Origin of the sequence: Hydrogenophaga sp. (genome assembly GCF_030373245.1) — a bacterium.
GTDB lineage: Bacteria > Pseudomonadota > Gammaproteobacteria > Burkholderiales > Burkholderiaceae_C > Hydrogenophaga.
In genome coordinates this window covers 26,075-44,069 of record NZ_JAUCZF010000003.1, presented here as the reverse complement: position 1 = coordinate 44,069, position 17,995 = coordinate 26,075, and the positions used below count along the sequence as shown (strand labels likewise).

At 65.4% G+C, this 17,995-nt stretch carries 17 protein-coding genes, 2 tRNA genes and 1 pseudogene; 15 read left to right on the top strand and 5 right to left on the bottom strand.

Going from position 1 to position 17,995, the window contains the following annotated elements:
- Window positions 1-14 precede the first annotated feature (14 nt).
- The 12 genes from QUV25_RS08265 to QUV25_RS08210 all read left to right on the top strand — a co-directional run bounded on the left by QUV25_RS08265 (window position 15) and on the right by QUV25_RS08210 (window position 8,526).
- Window positions 15-914 carry an alpha/beta hydrolase gene (locus QUV25_RS08265; protein ID WP_300863127.1) on the top strand — a complete coding sequence of 300 codons (900 nt, stop codon included), beginning with the start codon at window positions 15-17 and terminating at the stop codon, window positions 912-914.
- On the top strand, window positions 911-2,005 hold the full coding sequence (locus tag QUV25_RS08260; RefSeq protein ID WP_300863126.1) for a tartrate dehydrogenase: 1,095 nt from the start codon (window positions 911-913) through the stop codon (window positions 2,003-2,005). The genes QUV25_RS08265 and QUV25_RS08260 overlap by 4 nt, the downstream gene beginning before the upstream one ends.
- 270 nt (window positions 2,006-2,275) lie before the next feature.
- The gene (locus tag QUV25_RS08255; protein WP_066158910.1) at window positions 2,276-2,548 is read left to right on the top strand and encodes an HU family DNA-binding protein; all 273 of its coding nucleotides are present in this window, start codon (window positions 2,276-2,278) and stop codon (window positions 2,546-2,548) included.
- Window positions 2,549-2,571: 23 nt separating this feature from the next.
- A tRNA-Val gene (locus tag QUV25_RS08250) sits at window positions 2,572-2,647 on the top strand.
- 83 nt (window positions 2,648-2,730) lie between these two features.
- Window positions 2,731-4,650 carry a SurA N-terminal domain-containing protein gene (locus tag QUV25_RS08245; RefSeq protein WP_300863125.1) on the top strand — a complete coding sequence of 640 codons (1,920 nt, stop codon included), beginning with the start codon at window positions 2,731-2,733 and terminating at the stop codon, window positions 4,648-4,650.
- 65 nt (window positions 4,651-4,715) lie between these two features.
- Window positions 4,716-4,791: transfer RNA gene (locus QUV25_RS08240), tRNA-His, on the top strand.
- Between the two features lie 194 nt (window positions 4,792-4,985).
- Window positions 4,986-5,114: a YHYH domain-containing protein gene (locus QUV25_RS08235; protein ID WP_300863124.1), complete on the top strand. Its 129-nt coding sequence runs from the start codon at window positions 4,986-4,988 to the stop codon at window positions 5,112-5,114.
- Window positions 5,115-5,839: 725 nt separating this feature from the next.
- Entirely contained in the window at window positions 5,840-6,100 is a 261-nt protein-coding gene (locus tag QUV25_RS08230) for a DUF2934 domain-containing protein (protein ID WP_300863123.1), read from the top strand.
- Window positions 6,101-6,459: 359 nt separating this feature from the next.
- Entirely contained in the window at window positions 6,460-7,101 is a 642-nt protein-coding gene (locus QUV25_RS08225) for an alpha/beta family hydrolase (protein ID WP_300863559.1), read from the top strand.
- A gap of 2 nt (window positions 7,102-7,103) precedes the next feature.
- Window positions 7,104-7,277, top strand: coding sequence for a hypothetical protein (locus QUV25_RS08220; RefSeq protein WP_300863122.1), 174 nt, complete (start codon window positions 7,104-7,106; stop codon window positions 7,275-7,277).
- A 39-nt stretch (window positions 7,278-7,316) separates the two neighbouring features.
- Window positions 7,317-7,922 carry a phosphoribosyltransferase domain-containing protein gene (locus tag QUV25_RS08215; RefSeq protein ID WP_300863121.1) on the top strand — a complete coding sequence of 202 codons (606 nt, stop codon included), beginning with the start codon at window positions 7,317-7,319 and terminating at the stop codon, window positions 7,920-7,922.
- Window positions 7,906-8,526, top strand: coding sequence for a phosphoribosyltransferase (locus tag QUV25_RS08210; protein ID WP_300863120.1), 621 nt, complete (start codon window positions 7,906-7,908; stop codon window positions 8,524-8,526). The genes QUV25_RS08215 and QUV25_RS08210 overlap by 17 nt, the downstream gene beginning before the upstream one ends.
- A 138-nt stretch (window positions 8,527-8,664) precedes the next feature.
- Here QUV25_RS08210 and QUV25_RS08205 read toward each other — a convergent pair whose 3' ends face one another.
- The 4 genes from QUV25_RS08205 to QUV25_RS08190 form a co-directional block, all read right to left on the bottom strand.
- Window positions 8,665-8,985 (bottom strand): CheR family methyltransferase, encoded by a 321-nt coding sequence (locus tag QUV25_RS08205; RefSeq protein WP_300863558.1) that lies wholly within the window; start codon window positions 8,983-8,985, stop codon window positions 8,665-8,667.
- Entirely contained in the window at window positions 8,870-10,090 is a 1,221-nt protein-coding gene (locus QUV25_RS08200; protein WP_300863119.1) for a chemotaxis protein CheB, read from the bottom strand. Before QUV25_RS08200 ends, QUV25_RS08205 begins: the two co-directional genes overlap by 116 nt.
- 62 nt (window positions 10,091-10,152) lie before the next feature.
- Window positions 10,153-10,815, bottom strand: a complete 663-nt coding sequence (locus QUV25_RS08195) for a response regulator transcription factor (protein ID WP_300863118.1) — start codon at window positions 10,813-10,815, stop codon at window positions 10,153-10,155.
- A 29-nt stretch (window positions 10,816-10,844) separates the two neighbouring features.
- Entirely contained in the window at window positions 10,845-13,574 is a 2,730-nt protein-coding gene (locus tag QUV25_RS08190; protein ID WP_300863117.1) for a PAS domain S-box protein, read from the bottom strand.
- 349 nt (window positions 13,575-13,923) lie between these two features.
- Between QUV25_RS08190 and QUV25_RS08185 the strand changes: the two genes are divergently transcribed.
- The 3 genes and pseudogenes from QUV25_RS08185 to QUV25_RS08175 form a co-directional block, all read left to right on the top strand.
- Complete coding sequence (locus QUV25_RS08185; protein WP_300863116.1) at window positions 13,924-14,784, top strand: Crp/Fnr family transcriptional regulator; 861 nt, start codon at window positions 13,924-13,926, stop codon at window positions 14,782-14,784.
- 56 nt (window positions 14,785-14,840) lie between these two features.
- The gene (locus tag QUV25_RS08180; RefSeq protein ID WP_300863115.1) at window positions 14,841-16,106 is read left to right on the top strand and encodes a class I SAM-dependent methyltransferase; all 1,266 of its coding nucleotides are present in this window, start codon (window positions 14,841-14,843) and stop codon (window positions 16,104-16,106) included.
- 132 nt (window positions 16,107-16,238) lie between these two features.
- Window positions 16,239-16,722, top strand: a pseudogene (locus tag QUV25_RS08175) (transposase); the annotation flags it as partial.
- 189 nt (window positions 16,723-16,911) lie between these two features.
- On the opposite strand, the gene QUV25_RS08170 reads toward QUV25_RS08175, so the two are convergent.
- Window positions 16,912-17,898: an NADPH:quinone oxidoreductase family protein gene (locus tag QUV25_RS08170; RefSeq protein WP_300863114.1), complete on the bottom strand. Its 987-nt coding sequence runs from the start codon at window positions 17,896-17,898 to the stop codon at window positions 16,912-16,914.
- Window positions 17,899-17,995: the final 97 nt, after the last annotated feature.

The window sequence follows — 17,995 nt, the reverse complement described above, 5'->3', positions numbered from 1 at the left end:
GTAAGCTGCAGCCCATGCTCGACGCTTTCTCTCCCGGCACTGTGGTCCACGACGGGCTGGCCCTGCACACCCGGTCGGGCGGTGAAGGTCCGCCGCTGCTGCTGTTGCACGGGCATCCGCAGAGCATGGCCATGTGGCACCGAGTGGCGCCCCGGCTGGCCGAGCACTTCCGTGTGGTGATGATGGACTTGCGCGGCTACGGCGACTCCGGACGGCCCGCCGCCGATGCCAAGCACCTCGCCCACAGCAAGCGGGTAATGGCCCAGGACGCGGTGGCGGTCATGCGGGCGCACGGCTTTGATCAATTTGCGGTGCTGGCGCACGACCGCGGCGCGCGCGTGGCGCACCGGCTTGCAGCCGACCACCCGCAGTCGGTGAGCCGTCTCATGCTGCTCGACATCGCGCCCACGCTGGCGATGTACCAGCAAACCAATGAAGCGTTTGCACGCGCCTACTGGCACTGGTTTTTTCTGATCCAGCCACCGCCATTGCCCGAGGCGCTGATTGCGTCCGACCCGGTCCGCTACCTGACCAGCGTCATGGGCAGCCGCCATGCCGGTCTCGCAGCCTTCGACCCGGCGGCGCTGGCCGAGTACGCGCGCTGCATCGCCTTGCCCGGCACGGCCGAAGCGATGTGCGAAGACTACCGTGCCAGCGCCAGCATCGACCTGGAACACGACCGAGCCGATGTGGCTTGCGGGCACCAGCTGACGCAGCCGCTTCGTGTGCTGTGGGGCGAACATGGCACGGTGGCGCGGTGCTTCGATGTGCTGGCGCTGTGGCGCGAGCGTGCGCAGCATGTCAGCGGGGACACCTTGCCCTGCGGTCACTACCTGGCCGAAGAAGCGCCCGATGCCTTGCTGGCGCAGGCCATTCCTTTTTTCAAACTCACCCCACCCAGGAGCACAACATGAACAAAACCCATCGCATCGCCGTCATTGCCGGTGACGGCATCGGCACGGAGGTCATGCCCGAAGGCCTGCGCGTGATGGAGGCCGCGGCTTCGAAGTTCAACATCGCGCTGCAGTTTGACCACTTCGATTTCTCCAGCTGCGCCTACTTCGAGAAGCACGGCCAGATGCTGCCCGACAACTGGAAGGAGCAGATCGGCGGTCACGACGCGATCTACTTCGGCGCGGTCGGCTGGCCTGACAAGGTGCCCGACCACGTCTCGCTCTGGGGCTCACTGCTGTTGTTCCGCCGCGAGTTCGACCAGTACGTCAACGTGCGTCCCGCCAAGCTCATGCCCGGGGTCACCGCGCCCGTGGTGCGGCGCGACGGTTCGCCGCGCCAGGCGGGTGAGATCGACATGGTGATCGTGCGCGAGAACACCGAGGGCGAGTACTCCAGCATCGGAGGGCGCATGTACCCCGGCACCGAGCGCGAGATCGTGGTGCAGGAAACGGTGATGTCGCGCATCGGTGTCGACCGCGTGCTGCGCTATGCCTTCGAGGTGGCGCGGTCGCGTCCCAAGAAGCACCTCACCAGTGCCACCAAGAGCAACGGCATCGCCATCACCATGCCTTACTGGGACGAGCGCGTGGCCGAGATGGCCAAGCAGTACCCGGATGTGATGGTCGACAAGTTCCACATCGACATCCTCACCGCGCACTTCGTGCAGCGCCCCGACTTCTTCGATGTGGTGGTGGGCAGCAATCTGTTTGGCGACATCCTGAGCGATCTCGGCCCGGCCTGCACCGGCACCATCGGCATCGCGCCCAGCGCCAACCTCAATCCCACCCGAGCCCACCCTTCCTTGTTCGAACCGGTGCACGGCTCGGCGCCCGACATCGCCGGCAAAGGCATTGCGAACCCGATTGGTCAGATCTGGTGCGGCGCCATGATGCTCGACCACCTGGGCCACCGCGATGCGCACGATGCCGTGATGGACGCCATCGAGGCCGTGTTGCAACCTGGAAGTGGCGCACCCCGCACCGCCGATCTGGGTGGACAGGCCAGTACCTCCGATGTGGGGCGCGCGATCGCCGCAGCGCTGGTCGGCTGAGGCCACTGCCCGGGCAATAAGTCACGAAGCGCGCGGGCTGCCGTGGGGAAAAGGTCTAGAATCTCGCCTCTTGTCAGCGGGTGTGGTGGCCTTGGCGGATGTGCTTATTGACATCGCCTAGGCGCCATGGGTCTAATCAACCCGCGTCTGTTGAGGCTTTCGGGCAACAGCACGGCAAGCACCGCGGGCCTGTGTTGACGGCAACATCACCGTCTTTTGCATCGGGTCCGCTTGCACGGATTCTTCCAATCATTTCAAGAGGGGCTATTTGTGAACAAAACCGAACTCGTCGAACACATCGCCAAGCACGCCGACATTTCCAAGGCGGCTGCTACGCGCGCACTCGATTCGACCATCACCGCCATTCGCACCACGCTCAAGAAGGGCGGTACCGTTTCCCTCGTGGGTTTCGGCTCGTTCGCTGTGACCAAACGGCCTGCTCGCAAGGGTCGCAACCCCCGCACTGGCGCTGAGATTAAAATCAAGGCCGCCAAAGTGCCGAAGTTCCGCCCAGGCAAGGCTTTGAAGGATGCGCTGAACTGAGCCGCACCACGGGTTTCCCGGTGGGGTGCTTAGCTCAGTCGGTAGAGCGGCGCCCTTACAAGGCGTAGGTCGGCGGTTCGACCCCGTCAGCACCCACCACCACCGAAAAGGCGAACACGGGTTCGCCTTTTTTGTTGTCAGAACCCCAGCCCGGTCCGCCGGTTGTTTCAAGGTTTGTTTGCATGTTCGAATCCATACGCAATCACAAGAAGTACCTCATGGGGTTCTTGATGATTCTGATCATTCCCTCGTTTGTGCTGTTTGGTGTGCAGGGGTTTTCCGACGGCGATGGTCGCGGCAAGACCGTAGCCACCGTCAACGGCGAAGACATCACGCAGCTGGACTGGGATCAGGCGCATCAGGTCGAGTCGCAACGCCTGCGCGAATCCATGCCGACGCTGGACGCGAGGTTCCTCGACAGCGATGAGGCCCGCTACGCCACGCTGGAGCGGCTGGTGCGCGAGCGCGTGCTGGCGGCGGCGGCGCAGAAGCTCAACCTGTACACCAGCGATCAGCGCCTGGCGCGCGACCTCCAGCAGAACGAGGCCATCGCCTCGCTGCGCCGACCCGATGGCACGCTCGACACCGAGGCCTATCGCCAGCTGGTCGGCCGCCAGGGCATGACGCCCGAGATGTTCGAGGCGCGTGTGCGTGCTGACATTTCGGTGCGCCAGGTGTCGCAGGGCATCGTGGGTTCGGGCTTTGCGTCGCCAGCGATTGCCCAGGCTTCGCTCAATGCGTTTTTCGAGCAGCGCGAGGTGCGTGTGGTGCAATTTGCCGCCGCCGATTTTGCAGCCCGCGTGAATCCCAGCGACGCCGAGATCGAAACCTTTTACAACGACAGCCCCCAGCTGTTCCAGGCACCGGAGCAGGTCGACATCGAGTATCTGGTGCTCGACACCGAAGCGTTGCAGGAAACGGTGAGCCTGAACGAAGCCGATGTGCGCGCCTATTACGATCAGAATGCCTCGCGCCTGTCGGGTAATGAGGAGCGTCGCGCCAGCCACATTCTGCTCACCGTGGCACCCGGCGCGTCTGACGCCGACAAGGCCGCCGTCAGAGAGCGCGCGGCGGCGCTTCTGGCCCAGGTGCGTCAGGCGCCTGACACTTTTGCGGCAGTTGCCACGGCCAACTCGCAAGACCCCGGCTCTGCAGCCAACGGCGGCGACCTGGACTTCTTCGCCCGCGGCGCCATGGTCAAGCCGTTCGAGGACACGGTGTTTGCGCTGAACAAGGGCGACATCTCCGACCTGGTGGAAACCGAATTTGGCTTTCACATCATTCGCGTGACCGACATCAAGGCGCCCGAGGTCAAGAGCTTTGAGTCCATGCGTGCGCAGATCGAAAGCGACCTGAAGAAGCAGGAGGCGCAAAAGCTGTTTGCTGAAAACGCCGAGGCCTTCAGCAACCTGGTCTACGAACAAGGCGATAGCCTGGCGCCGACTGCCGAGCGCCTGAAGCTCAGCGTGCAGACAGCCCAGGGCGTGACCCGGCAGGGCCAGCCCGGTTCGGGGGTCTTGTCCAACGACCGGCTTCTGTCGGAAATCTTCTCCGCCGAATCGGTGGAGAAGAAGCGCAACGTGGCCGCGGTCGAAGTGCGCTCGGGCCAGCTGGCCTCGGCGCGCGTGTTGCAATACCTGCCAGCCCGCACCCGGCCGCTGGCCGAAGTGCGTGACGCCGTGCGCACCCAATTGGTGGCGCAGCGCTCGGCCCAGCTGGCCCAGGAAGAGGGCGCGCAAAAGCTCGCCGCCTGGCAAGCTGCACCGGCCGCCGCCAATCTGCCGGCGCCCCTGACGGTTTCGCGCGACAAGGCCCAGGGCCTGCCCGGTCCGGTGCTCAACGCCGCGCTCAGCGCCGATTCGACCCAGCTGCCGGTCTGGAAAGGCGTGAACCTGGGCAGCCAGGGCTATGCGGTGATCCAGGTCGAAAAGGTGATGCCGCGCGAAGCTCGCGATGCCCAGGCGCGGCAGCAGGAAGTGCAGCAATACGGTCAGTGGTGGAGCGCGGCCGAAGGCCAGGCCTACTACGAAACGCTGAAGGAGCGCTTCAAGGTCCGCATTGAGGTGCCGACTCCTCCCGCGCTGAGCGCGGCGGCGCGCTGAGCCCAGTCGACCCGCCGTCCGCAGCCCGTTGAGGGCTCGGATGACGCTATAATTTCAAGCTTGCGGTGGCTGTAGCTCAGTTGGTAGAGTCCAGGATTGTGATTCCTGTTGTCGTGGGTTCGAGCCCCATCAGCCACCCCACTATTCAAAACCCAGTGTTTATGCGGCTTCCCAGCTAGTGTGGGTGCATGATGTGGGTGCAAAGTTGAAGGCCTCCAGGAGCAATCCTCGGGGCCTTTTTCTTTGCTGTTGTGGCCTGCATTGATTCCCCCGCTTGTGTGTGACATCAATGGTTCCGAGGGCTACTATTGGGGGTATCACATCAGGAGGACCCTATGAAGAAATCATTGCTCGTGCTCGTTGCACTCATCACGTTTGCAAGCATCGCTGCTGCGCATGGGGGCCGGACGAATTCAGAAGGCTGCCACAACGAGAAGCGCACAGGCGGCTATCACTGCCATTGACCCCCCCGGATTTGCTGCTAAGGCCCCTAGGTGAAATCCTCGGGGCTTTTTCTTGGGCAAGGGCCCGAACTGTTTCCCCGTGTGTGGCTGCTCTCAAACTGGGTAAGCGGCCGACGGTCCCATCAAGATGGGTAGCTGCTCCACAAGGCTAGACTTAAAGAATCGGTCAGGAGCGGGCATCCTTGTGCTTTGCTGCCGAGGCGTTCGAATAAGCGTCTGTTGGAAGATTCCATGGGAGTGAGAAATGAAACTGTCAGTGTCGCTGCCATCTACCGCATGCCTCACAGTGCTCTTGGCCTGGTGCTCACCCACGGGCGCAGGAAATTGCGAAAAGCATCGTCGAAAGGATCGGATGCGAAAAGGTCGCGGACCTTGAGTTCGTTCATGTGTTTCTCCTTGAGTAGGTTGAGCAACTGAAGCCTGTTCGGCGAACCGCTTCCGGCGGCTATCGTCAGCCTGCGCGCGCTCCCGTACATTGAGCGTGCTTAACCGAGACACCCGTCGCTGGTCAGCTGACATGCGCGAGAGCGAGGAGACGCTTCGCACCCCATGGGTTTCGCTGCGCTGCCGTGCGTCGGCCGGGCCCGCCGGACATGCCGCGGCATTGAGTCAACGCAATCCGGAGGCGATCTCAAGGCCTAAGGTTTGACTGGTGCAGGCATCGCCGCACAGGCTCTGCACCCTCACGCTGCCCCTTCATCCTGACCCGTCCAAGGAGACCCGAGATGCCCCGATCCTCATCCACTACCAAGCCCTCCACCCTCGCTGCAAAGGCCATGAGCACGGCCAGCCCATTGACTTCCACCGCGCGCGCCAAGGCCGCCCAGAAGCCAGCGTCCATTGACCACCAGACGGCCGTTCGCGAGGCGGCCTATGCCCGTTTTGAAGCGCGCGGCTGCGAGCCTGGTCACGAACTCGACGACTGGCTGCAAGCCGAGACCCTGGTGCGCCAGGCGACGGGTGGCTCGAAGAAGAAGGCGCACTGAACCTGGCCGCCCCTACGGCGCAGCGGCACAGGACGATCGCTCCCGATCTGCTCTGACTTCGCGCAGCGCAAGAGCGGTCACTGTTGAAGCTGCCAAGTCGATCGAATGCGGTCAACCACCACTTGTCGTTGCACGAGCTCAATCCGTCGACGTCAGATGGTGACAGCTGGGTCGCTGGCTTGCACGCCAGCCGCGGCAAGTCGACAGAAGAAGAAAGGACGTTCGAATGACAGCCAGGCAGCCGCCAGTCGGTGAGGAAGACGATGACGCGATCACCCACACAGCACGGCTCCACGGCCGCTTGACGACCCGTGCGACGTTGCCCGGAACCTGAGATGAGGGCTGCGATGACACCCGAGATGCAAAGCGAACAGGTGAACCTGCAAGGGCCTTCGCTGCCCGCTGATCTGATGGTGCCCGAACATGCACAGGGGCTGGTGCTGTTTGCCCACGGCAGCGGCAGCAGCCGGCGCAGCGTGCGCAACCGCTGGGTGGCTGGTGTGCTGCAGCGGCGCGGACTGGCCACCCTCCTGTTTGATCTGCTGACCGAAGAGGAGGCGCAGGACCAGCGCAAGGTATTCGACATTGCGCTGCTGGGTCGGCGCGTGGTCGACGCGATGGAATGGGTCGCGCAGCGCCCTGACCTGGCGCACCTGAGGCTGGGTCTTTTTGGTGCCAGCACGGGCGCGGCTGCCGCGCTGGTGGCGGCGGCGCAGAAGCCCCGGCGCGCGGCGGCGGTGGTGTCGCGCGGGGGGCGCCCGGACCTTGCGTTGAGTGTGCTGCCGCAGGTGCAGGCACCGACGCTGCTCATCGTGGGCGGGCGTGACGCCGAAGTGCTTGTCCTCAACCGGCAGGCCATTCGCGAGCTGGGTGGGGAGAAGCGGCTGGAGATCGTACCGGGTGCAACGCACCTGTTCGAGGAGCCAGGCACCCTCGAAAGCGTGGCGGCCCTGGCCGCTGAATGGTTCAGGCGCCACCTGTGCGAATCAGGTCGGGCCTGAGGATGGAGCCACAGCTGCCCAGCCTGCGACGAGCCGTGACCCTGTGCCAGCCGTACCTGGGCCAGATGGCGGGCGCCTTCACCGACTGCGCGCCACTCCATGGCAGCAGCACGCTGCTGGTCGAAGCTCTGGATCGGGACGAACCCTGGCAGTTCAGCAACTTCTGCGCCGGCTGATCATCGGCGCTATCCAACGCCCTCCCCAGCCCAGACCCCATGAACACAGCCTCTGAAACGCGAACCTGTCTTTGCGACAGCGCCCAGCTCGACGCTGTCATGTGCCGCATGGCACAACAAGCCGCGAGCATCCTGCGCGCCAGCGGACCCGTGGCGGTGGTGGGCGTGCTGCGTCGCGGGGCGCCCCTGGCCGATCACCTGACCCGGCGCATGGTGAAAGACCTGGGTTTGGCACCGCCGCTGCGCCTGGACCTGTCGGTCAAGCGCTACGCCGACAACCTCGAACTGCTGTTTCCCGACACACAGCTCACCGAAGCGCCTCAACACGCCGCCCTGGACCTGAGCGGCCACACCGTGCTGGTGGTTGACGACGTGCTGTTCAGTGGCCACTCCGCGCTCAAGGTGGTGGACTGGCTGGCTCGCAAACGACCGGCCGCCGTCCACCTGGCCGTGCTCGTCGACCGGTGCGTGACCGCACTGCCGATCAGCGCCGACGTGGTTGGCCTGAGGCTGGAGGTCGCACCCACCGACATCGTCGAATGCCATGTGCCACCCTACGAACCCGGCTTCAGCGTTCAGCTGCTGCGGCCTGGACCCCAGGGTCGAACCGATGAAAAGGAACTCCCCCATGTTCAAAGACCGTGACGACGCCGCCCGTCAGCTTGCCGACCGGCTGGCGGCCTACCGTGGCCAGCATCCGCTGGTGCTGGCCATTCCGCGGGGCGCGGTGCCGATGGGCAAGGTGATTGCCAGGCAACTCAAGGGCGAGCTTGACGTGGTGCTGGTGCACAAGCTGCGTGCGCCGTTTCACCACGAGACGGCGATCGGCGCGGTCGACGAAAGCGGCTGGACCACCATCGCGCCTTACGCCGCTGCGGCAGGCGCTGACCAGGACTACATCGCCGCGGAGAAGCACCTGCAGCTGCAGGTTCTGCACGCGCGACGCGCGCATTATTCGCCGCTGCGCACCCCGGTCGATCCGGCCGGGCGCACGGTCATCGTGGTGGACGACGGCCTTGCCACCGGCGCCACCATGACCGCTGCTCTGCATGGCCTGCGCCAGCGCAAGCCGCTCAAGCTGGTCTGCGCCGTACCGGTGGCCTCATTCGAAGCGCTGGAGAAAATCCGGCCAATGGCCGACGAGGTCGTCTGTCTGATGACGCCGCCGGACTTCCAGGCCGTGGGCCAGTTCTACCGCGACTTCCCTCAGGTGAGCGATGACGCCGTGATCGAGCTGCTTAAGGCCTGAGCCCGTGCCGTGTCAGGTTGGGGTCGCCCGCGACAGCACCTCGAAGCTCAATAGCAGCAGTTCGGTGCCACCACCCGCTTCCGCCACCCGGCGCGCGGACAGCCGCAGCGGTTGTGGCGCTGGCCCCATGCCGGGAATCTAGTGGGTCAGCTCGCGGGATTCGAAGGTGAGTGCATATTGAAAGATGGGCATCAGCCGGTCCTGCAGGTCCGGCTCGAGGTAGATCAGCAGGTTGCGACAGGACAGCAGATCGAGCCGAGCGAAGGGCGGATCCTTGATCACGCTTTGCAGCGCGAACACCACCATTTCACGGATTTCCTTGCGCACGCGGTAGCCCCTGTCTTCATTGACGAAGAAGCGGCGCAGGCGCTCGGGCGAAACTTCCTGAGCGATTTTGGGCGGGTACAGCCCTGCGCGGCCCATCGCGATGGTGTCCGGGTCGATGTCGGTGCTGTAGATCTGCACCGGCAGCTCTCGGTGCAATTCGTCTGCCAGATCGCGCAGCAGCATCGCCAGGAAAAGGCATCTTCCGCGGTCGCGCAGCCCTCCACCCAGACGCGCAGCGGCTCTCTCTCTCAGAGCGGTTGGCCAGCAGCGCCGGCAGCACCGACTTCTTCAGGAAATCGAACACCTCAGGGTCGCGGAAGAAAGTGGTGACACTGATCAGCAGCTCGCGAAACAGCGCCTGGACCTCGTCCGGATGCTCGTTCAGGAAGCGCGCGTAGGCCTCTGCGTCCGCCAGGCCGTGCCGCACCATGCGCTGGCCCAGGGTGCTTTTCTTGTACTGGGAAAAGTCGTGTCCGGTGCTGGCACGCAGCCGCATCAGCACCCTTGCCACGCGCTTGTCGTTGACCGGCGACTTGCGGTTCTGCACCATCAGCTCGCGCAGCCGGGCGTCCGCCGCCAGCGCCTTGGGCATGTCCTCGACCGCCAGCACCTGGGAGGCACAGCCGGCCTGGATCGTGCTGGCGGGCATGCCGTCGTACTTCGCCGAGGCCGGATCCTGCACCAGGCAAAGCCCACCAGCACCGTGGATGGCCCGAAGGCCCAGCGTGCCATCGGTGCCGGTGCCCGAGAGCACGATACCGACCGCGAGTGCGCCCTGGTCATCGGCCAGCGAGCGCATGAAACTGTCGATCGGCATGTGCCGCCCCCGTTGACCGACCGGTTCGGTCAGGCTCAGGGCGCCCTGGGTGATCACCATGTCGCGGTTCGGCGGGATCACGTAGACATGGTCCGTCGCCACCACCACCTGGTCGTGGGCCTCGTTCACCGGCATGCGGGTGCTGCGCTGAAGTATCTCGGTGAGGATGCTGGCGTGCGTCGGGTCCAGATGCTGCAGAACGACAAACCCCATGCCACTGCCATCGGGCATGGCGCGCAGAAACTGCTCGAAGGCTTCCAGGCCACCGGCCGAAGCTCCGATCGCCACGATCGGGAACCCGGACGCTTCGGGCAAAGCCGCGTCGGTTTTTGCTGGCGCGGGTAGCCCGGGCTGGCGCCGCCGGTCACCACGGGCCGGGGCAGATGGGGTTTTGGGCAATGTTGGCTTGCGGGTAGCCATGGGCATTCCTCTCAGCCGTGCGTTGGCGCGCGGGATGTGGTCGCGTCAGTGGACGCACCCGCTCAGGTCCCGCCAGTCGCTTCGCCGAGGTCGTTTTTTCCCAGCTGGTGCTCCAGGCCGAAGCGGATGAGTGCGGCCGTGCTGTCGAGTTGGAGTTTCTCAAGAATGCGGCGCTTGTGCGTGCTCACCGTCTTGACAGAGAGATGCAGTGCCTGCGCGATGTCTACCGGGCGCTGCCCAGCCACAATGCGTTGCAGCACCTCCATTTCCCGGTTGCTCAGCAGTTCGGTTGGTGAAGCCGGCCGCTGGCCGCTGAGCTGCTGCACGACGCGCTCGGCCAGGTGAGCGGAGACGAACACGCCTCGCTGGGCCACCTTGCGCACGGCGGTTACCAGTTCGGTGCCCGCCGTATCCTTGGTCACGTACCCCCGGGCGCCGGCCTGGAATGCGCGCAGTGCGTACTGCTCCTCGGCATGCATGGTCAGCACCAGCACCGAGACCAGCGGGAATTCGCTCCTGATGCGTGCGATCAGGTCGAGGCCGCTCATGCCGGGGAGGGACAGGTCGACGATGGCCAGGTCAAAGTGCTGTGCACGCAGGCATTCCAGCGCCTGGTAACCCGTACTTGCTTCGGAAATACGCCATTCGTTCGCCAGAGGCTCGAGCAGCCGCTTGAGGCCCTCGCGCACCACGGTGTGGTCGTCCACGAGCAACAGGTTCTGCAAGGTGAGGCCCCTGGCCCGGCTGGTTTCGCTCATGGTGTTTCGCCATTCTTTCGGGTTTCCTGGCCCTCTGCGGGCAAGGGTAGCGTCAGCCGCAGGGACTGCCAGCCGGTGCGGTCGCGTTCGGTATCGGGCTGCAGCTCGCCACCCAGCAGCCTGGCACGGTGTGCCAGCACATCGGTTGCCGGGTCGTCTGCACTGCTGGGGACGGGTGATGCCGCTTTGGCGAGGCTGCGCAACACCAGCTCCAGCGCACCGGCGCCGTGGTGCAGGTCGATGCGGAATTCGCTGGTGTCCGGGTCGCGCAGCAGGTAGGTCAGCGCTTCCTGCACGAACCGGTACAGGCCAAGCGTGGTCGCTTGCGTGAGCACGGGAAGCTCTGGGTCCAGCGACAGGCTGAAGCGCAGGTCGAACTGGCGCGCACAGTCCTGCGCCAGCCACTCGATGGCTGCGTTCAGGCCCAAGTCGTCAAGCATGGGCGGGCGCAGGTCGGTGGTGACGCGGCGCACCGTGGCGACCGCCTCGTCCAGCGTGTCCAGCACCGGCGCCATGCGCGACTTCCACTGGGCCGCCTCGTGCTCACCCACGTCGGCGGGCGTCGCGGCCATCTCCATCTTGAGCGCGCTCAGCCGCTGCCCCAGGTTTTCGTGCAGCGTCAAGGCCACGCGGCGCCGCTCGGTCTCCCTCGCATCGGCATCGAGCGCAGCGATGCGCCGCTCGAGATCGGCCTGCACGCGATCGGAAACATCGACCAGGGTGACCCGAAGACTGGTTTCCCCTTGGCGAGACACCGCGCGCAGGCAATCGACCTGCCCTTGCCAGATCCCCTGGGTGGACGGCACAAGAAAGGTCAGGACGATGCTGTGGCGGTCGGATCCAGCCAACACCTGCCGCAGAAACCGGTCCCAGCGATCGGCATCCGGGCCCTGCAGGTGGCGCGCAAAAGGCCGACCCATGAGGGCGCCGTGCTCTCGGCCCAGCATGACCGCCGCGGTGAGGTTGGACTCCTGCACCTTCCCCTGCTCATCCAGCGTGAGGTAGCCGACTGGCGCGTATTCGTAGAGATCCAGGTAGCGGTCACGCGCCGCCACCAGGGCCGACTGGGTGCGCCGCAATTCTTCGTTCTGAGATTCCAGCTCGGCCTGGTGCACTTGCAGCTCGTGGGCCAGCCGGCTGGCGTCGCTGCTGTCGCGCTGCTGGCGGTCTGGGCCATTGTGCGGCGGGTTGGCGGATTCGGGATGCGGTGCCGGTTCGATCAGGTCGGCGGTACCGGGCGCGTGCGCCTCGCCGGCCGCGCGCCGCGGGATCCGGATGTCGACCCGGGCTCCGCCGCTGGCCAGGTTCTGGGTGGTCAGCGTTCCACCCAGCAGGAGCACGCGCTCGCGCATGCCGATCAGGCCAAAAGACCCGCGCTTGGCGGGCGTACCCAATTGGGGGAAACCCAGACCATCGTCTTCCACCGTGAGCCGCCAGTCTGTTGCCGTCTGGGCATAAATGACGCGGGCCTTGTGTGCGCCGGCATGGCGCGCGATGTTGGTCAGGGTTTCCTGAAGGATCCGGTAGAGCGCAATGCCCACGTCGGGCGGCACCTTGGCCTTGCCCGGCTTCATCTCAAGCTCTACCTGGATGTTGTGGTGCTGGCGGAACTCGCTCACCAGCCATTCGATGGCGGCACTCAGACCGAGGTCGTCGAGCATGGACGGACGCAGGCCCGCTGCAATGCGGCGGACCGAGGCGACCGTGTCGTCGAGCATGTCGGTCATGGCCTGGGCGCGCGCAGCCGCCGCGCTCTGGGGCGCAGCCCCTGGCAAGGTCGCCAGCTCGAGTTTCAAGGCCATCAGGCGCTGACCAAGCTCGTCATGCAATTCGCGCGCGATGCGGCGGCGCTCTTCCTCGCGCGCGTTCACGATGCTGGCCGAGAACTCGCGCAGCGTGCGCCTCGAGAGCAGCAGGTCGCGACGCTCCTGCGCGCGCTGGGTGGTGTCGGTGATCACCATCTGCACCAGCGTGCGGTGGTGATCGGGCAGGGCGCCCAGCGCCAGCTCCACTTCACGCGTCTCGCCACTCTTGCGAACCACCACACCGCTCAGGGTGGACACCATGTCCTCATTGGCCAGGGCTTGCCCGATCTGGCTCTGCAGCGAGTCGCCGAAGCCCGCTCGGAGCAGTTCGTCTACCGGTCGCCCGACCAGCTCGGATGGCGCCTCCACGCCGAACAGCTTGCAGCAGGCCTGGTTGGCAAACACGATGTGCTCACCGTCGGTGATCCAGATCGCCGCCGGTGCGAGCTCGAAGATGGAGCGCATCTGGTGGTTCAGGCGCTCGATCGTCTGGTTCAGTCCTTGCACCTCGCTGCGGTCGTACAGCAGTGCGGTGCAGCAGTGGCGCACGCCTTGCTCGGTGTCGAGATCGACCTTGCAGATCGCCACCTGCAACGGAAACTCTTCGCCGTTGGCCCGCAGCCCCACGATGGTGGTCACGCGGTCCATGGAAAGCTCCGCCGCTGCAGAGGCCATGAAGCGCCGGACATGCACCTCGTGCGCCTGTCGGAACCGCACCGGCATCAGCTCGCTCAGCGAGGCGCCCCTCAGTTCCCGAGCGGTTCTGAGGAACATGCGCTGCGCGGCCGCATTGATCATGATGATGCGCTGGTCTTCGTCGATCGTGACCACGCCCTCCAGCGCAACCTTGATCGCCTCGGGTTGCCGCATCAGACTCAGCGGCTGCTGGCCACCGGGTTGGAATTGATCTTCTGGTTCCATGACGGTTTGGTCAGAAAGCAACCGGTGGGACGGCGGATTCCATCGCACCCATTACCCGCGAATGCCCATGATCATGCGTCGAAATCAGGCCCAGTGCGCCAGCTGGAGGGAGCCCCGGGGGGTGCTTCTCGCCAGGGGCAGTCTGCGGCCGCCTCGGCTGCCCCGGGCACAAGGTGGCGCGCAGCCAGTGCGTTCGGAATCGTCCTACAGCAGTGCCAGATTTTTCTGATGCCAGGCGGTGCCTTTTCTGATCGCAAGTCGATCCCGCATCTGATGGTGTGCACGTGAGATTTGTCACAAAGTTGATTGTGCACCCAGGGATTTGAACCACACACACAGGAGTGACCCGATGAACAGCTTCGCCACCACGAAACCGCAGTCCAGCGCGACCGCCGGCGTCAACGAATGCGAATGTGCCAAGCCGTTCGCCACCACCATGGCTGACCTGCTCGACGCCATGGGCGCCGAGCAGGGCGACCGCTTTGCAGCCCTGCAGTTGCCGATCGCGGTGCGGCGGTTGCGCGCGGGTGAGAACCTGGCGCATCAGGGCGCGACGGCCGAGGCCCTGTACTTCGTGCGTGCCGGCACGTTCAAAGTCTTCCACACCGACGTGGACGGTTACGAACAGGTGCTCGCATTTGCCACCCGCGGCGAGGTGCTGGGCTTCGATGCGCTGTGCATGGAATCGCACCCCACGGCCATCGCCGCGCTTGAGTCGTCGAGCGTGTTCGTGGTGCTGCGCAGCGATCTCATGATGCTCAGCGTGAAAATGCCCGCCTTCAGCATGGCGCTGCAGCGGGCGGGCAGCCTGTCGCTGGCCCGCAGCCGCGAGCTGGCCGACCTGATGGCGGCGGTGGCCTCGGAAGTGCGGCTGGCGCGTTTTCTGATCCACATCTCCCAGCGCATGGCGGCAGCGCGCCTGTCGCCGCGTCGCTTTCACCTGAGCATGGGGCGGCGCGAGATCGCCAGTCTGCTGGGCGTGGCCAACGAAACCGTGAGCCGCTCTTTCAGCGCCCTGGCCCTGGCGGGCCTGCTCCACGTCGCCGATCGCGATGTCGAGATCCTGGACATGGAGGGATTGAAGGCTTACGCGCGCAGCACGCGGCGCCGCGCGGATGAGTCCCTGGTGGCGCCCACCGGCGGCATGTTCACCCGGCGCAGCACGCCGGGGCGCCGCTCCACAGCCGGCTTGCGGGCCATGGTTTCGTAAGGTTTGCCGAGACCAGCCACCCGACGGGCATTGCCACCGATTCACAGGTCGATGTCATGTCTTCGCTGGCCTTTCTTGTTGAATCGCGCGTGGCGCAGCTCTCCAGGCCGCTGGCGCTGGAATGGCCGGGCGGGCGTGTCGGGCAAGCCGATGCGCCGGTGCGGCTGAAGATGCGGGAGCGCCAGCTGCTGCCCAGGCTGGCGTTGGGGCGCATCGGCAGCCTGGCCGATGCCTATGTGCGCGGCGACCTGGAGATCGAGGGTGAGCTCACCGATGTGATGGCGCTGGCCGCCGAACTGGCCGGCGATCCGGTGAAGCGGGGCCAGACGCCGGCCTGGCGCCGCCTGCTGCGGCGGATGCGCTCGCTCTGGCTGCACCGGCGGCAACGCGATGCCGAGCAGGTGCGCTTTCACTACGACCTGTGTGACGACTTTTTCGCGCTCTGGCTCGACCCGTTGCGCGTCTACTCGTGCGCCTACTTCCTTAAGCCCGACATGAGCCTGGCCGAGGCGCAGGAAGCCAAGCTCGAACTCATCTGCCGCAAGCTGCAGCTGCGGCCAGGCCAATCGTTCCTGGACATTGGCGCGGGCTGGGGTGCCCTGCTGCTGTGGGCCGCCGAGCGCCATGGTGTGCGTGCCACCGGCATCACGCTCTCACGCGACCAGCACGCCCACGTCAACCGCCTGATCGACCAGAAGGACCTGCGGGGGAGGGCCGAGATGCGGCTGCTGGACTACCGCGATCTGCCTGAGACCGAGCGCTTTGACCGGGTGGCTTCGGTGGGCATGGTGGAGCATGTGGGCGAGGCCAGGCTCGATGGCTACTTCGGCAAACTGCAGTGCCTGGTGCAGCCGGGCGGCTTGGTGCTCAACCACGGCATCACGGCCGGTGGCCTGTGCAACAGCCAGCTCGGCGCCGGCATGGGCGACTTCATCGACAAGCACATCTTCCCGGGTGGTGAGCTGGTGCATGTGACGCGCATGGAGCGCAGCCTGTGCGGTGCGGGGCTGGAGCTGCTGGACGCCGAAAACCTGCGCCCTCACTACGCCCGCACCCTGTGGGCCTGGTCAGACGCGCTGGAGCACAACCTGGCGCTGGCGCGCTCGCTCACCAGCGAGGCCACGGTGCGCGCCTACCGCCTGTACCTGGCGGGCTGTGCGATGAGTTTCGAACAGGGCTGGCTGTCGATTTACCAGTTGCTGGCGTCCCGCCCAGATGGCAACGTTGCCAGCGGGTTCCTGCGTGGCGCCCAGTCGGCTTACCCATTCAACCGGGAACACATGGTTGGTGAGCCGCGCCGCCCCCGCCTTGCGCGCTGTTGAGCCTGCTCAATGACCCGCCCCGGTCTGAAGCACAGGATGTGCATGCGGGGCTGATCAGACGGTGACGTTTCGCCCTAGGAGCCTGCACGGCAGAAGCGCACAGAGGTCGCGAAGGCTTGGTCAATTGTGGGTGTGGCAGCAAGCTACCTTCCCTACGAATCGCAGCAGCAACGACTGCTGCCCGACGCACTGCAAGACTGGCTGCCCGAAGGGCATTCGCCGTCCTTCATCAGTGACAGCGTTGACAGCCTGGAGCTGAGCGCGTTTCACGCCCGGTACGCCAAGGGCGGTCCGCGCAACCAACTCTTTCACCCGTCCATGATGGTCAAGGTCTTGACCCATGGCTAAGCCACGGGCACCTTCAGCTCGCGCAAGCTGGCGGCCAAGTTGCACGAAGACTTGGCCTTGCGGGTACTGGTCGCAGAGAACTACCCGGCGCACCGCACGCTGTCGGACTCTCGGGCACTGCACCTGCAAGAGCTCTCGGCGTGTTCGTTCAGGTCGTTCGCTTGGCGCGCGAGTGCGGCCTGGTCAAGGTGGGCTCCGTGGCGGTGGACGGCACCAAGCTCAAAGCCAGCCCGAACCATGCACCGCGTCTGCAGACAGACGGCTCCGCGGCTGAAGTGCGGAGAAACACGGTCGTGCTGAGCGGGTGGAGTGCATGGCCAGTCGAAGCGAGCTGGCAGCGAGGTGAACAGGACACCCGTTGCCCACCTGCCACCTTCCATCCTCAAGCCCCTGAGTCCGCTGCCCTGTTGTTGCTTGACTTTGCCGCAGGCGTGCCCACTGCCGCTGGCCACCGCCTTCAGTTCACCATCACCAGCTTGCCCTTGACCGAGCGCGAACCCATGACAGCGAATGCTTTGGGCAGTTCCCGCATGGGCAGGGTCTGATCGATCTGCGGCTTGATCTGGCCTTTGAGGTACATGCCTGCGAGGGTCTGCATCATCTGCGCGTTGGCTTGGGGTTCCCGGCGCGCAAAGTCGCCCCAGAACACCCCCATGATGCTCGCGCCCTTGAGCAAGGTGAGGTTGAGCGGCAGGCTGGGGATGGGGCCGCTGGCAAAGCCCACCACCATGTAGCGCCCGCGCCAGCCGATGGAGCGAAACGCCGGCTCTGCAAAGTCGCCGCCCACTGGGTCGTAGATCACGTCCGGACCTTTGCCGTCGGTCAGTCGCTTGATTTCCTCGCGCAAGCCTTTGGCGGGTGTGTGCACGCTGTAGTTGATGGTCTCGTCGGCCCCCAGCGTCTTGCACAGCGCGCATTTTTCGTCGCTGGACGCCGCGGCGATCACACGCGCACCCGCCGCTTTGGCCAGCTGGATGGCCGAGGTGCCGACGCCGCCGGCCGCGCCGAGGATCAGCACCGTTTCACCCGCCTTGAGCGCAGCCCGGTCCATGAGCGCGTGCCAGGAGGTGGCGTAAATCATGATGAAGGCGGCGGCATCCACCGGCGGGAAACCCGCGGGCAGCGGCATGCACAGCGCGGCCGGGGCAACTGTGTGGGTGGCGAAGCCACCGGTACCGCTCAGACAGGCCACGCTCTGGCCGACCTGCAGGTGCTTCACGCCGTCACCGACCGCACGCACCACGCCAGCGTATTCGGAACCCGGCACAAAGGGCAGGGGCGGCTTCATCTGGTATTTGTTCTGAACGATGAGCAGGTCCGGGAAATTGAGGCTTGCGGCCTGGATCTCGATCAGCACTTCGCTTGCCTTGGGATCGGGCGTGGGCAGCTCGGTCCATTTCAGGGCTTCGACGCCGACGGGGTTTTCGCACAGCCAGGCATGCATGGTGTTTCCTCTTGATGCAAAGGTTTCGGGGGATCGGTCCATGATAGGGATCGTCTGGTCCGGACAGCAGCGGGACAACCCGCTGCGCTGTCGCTGG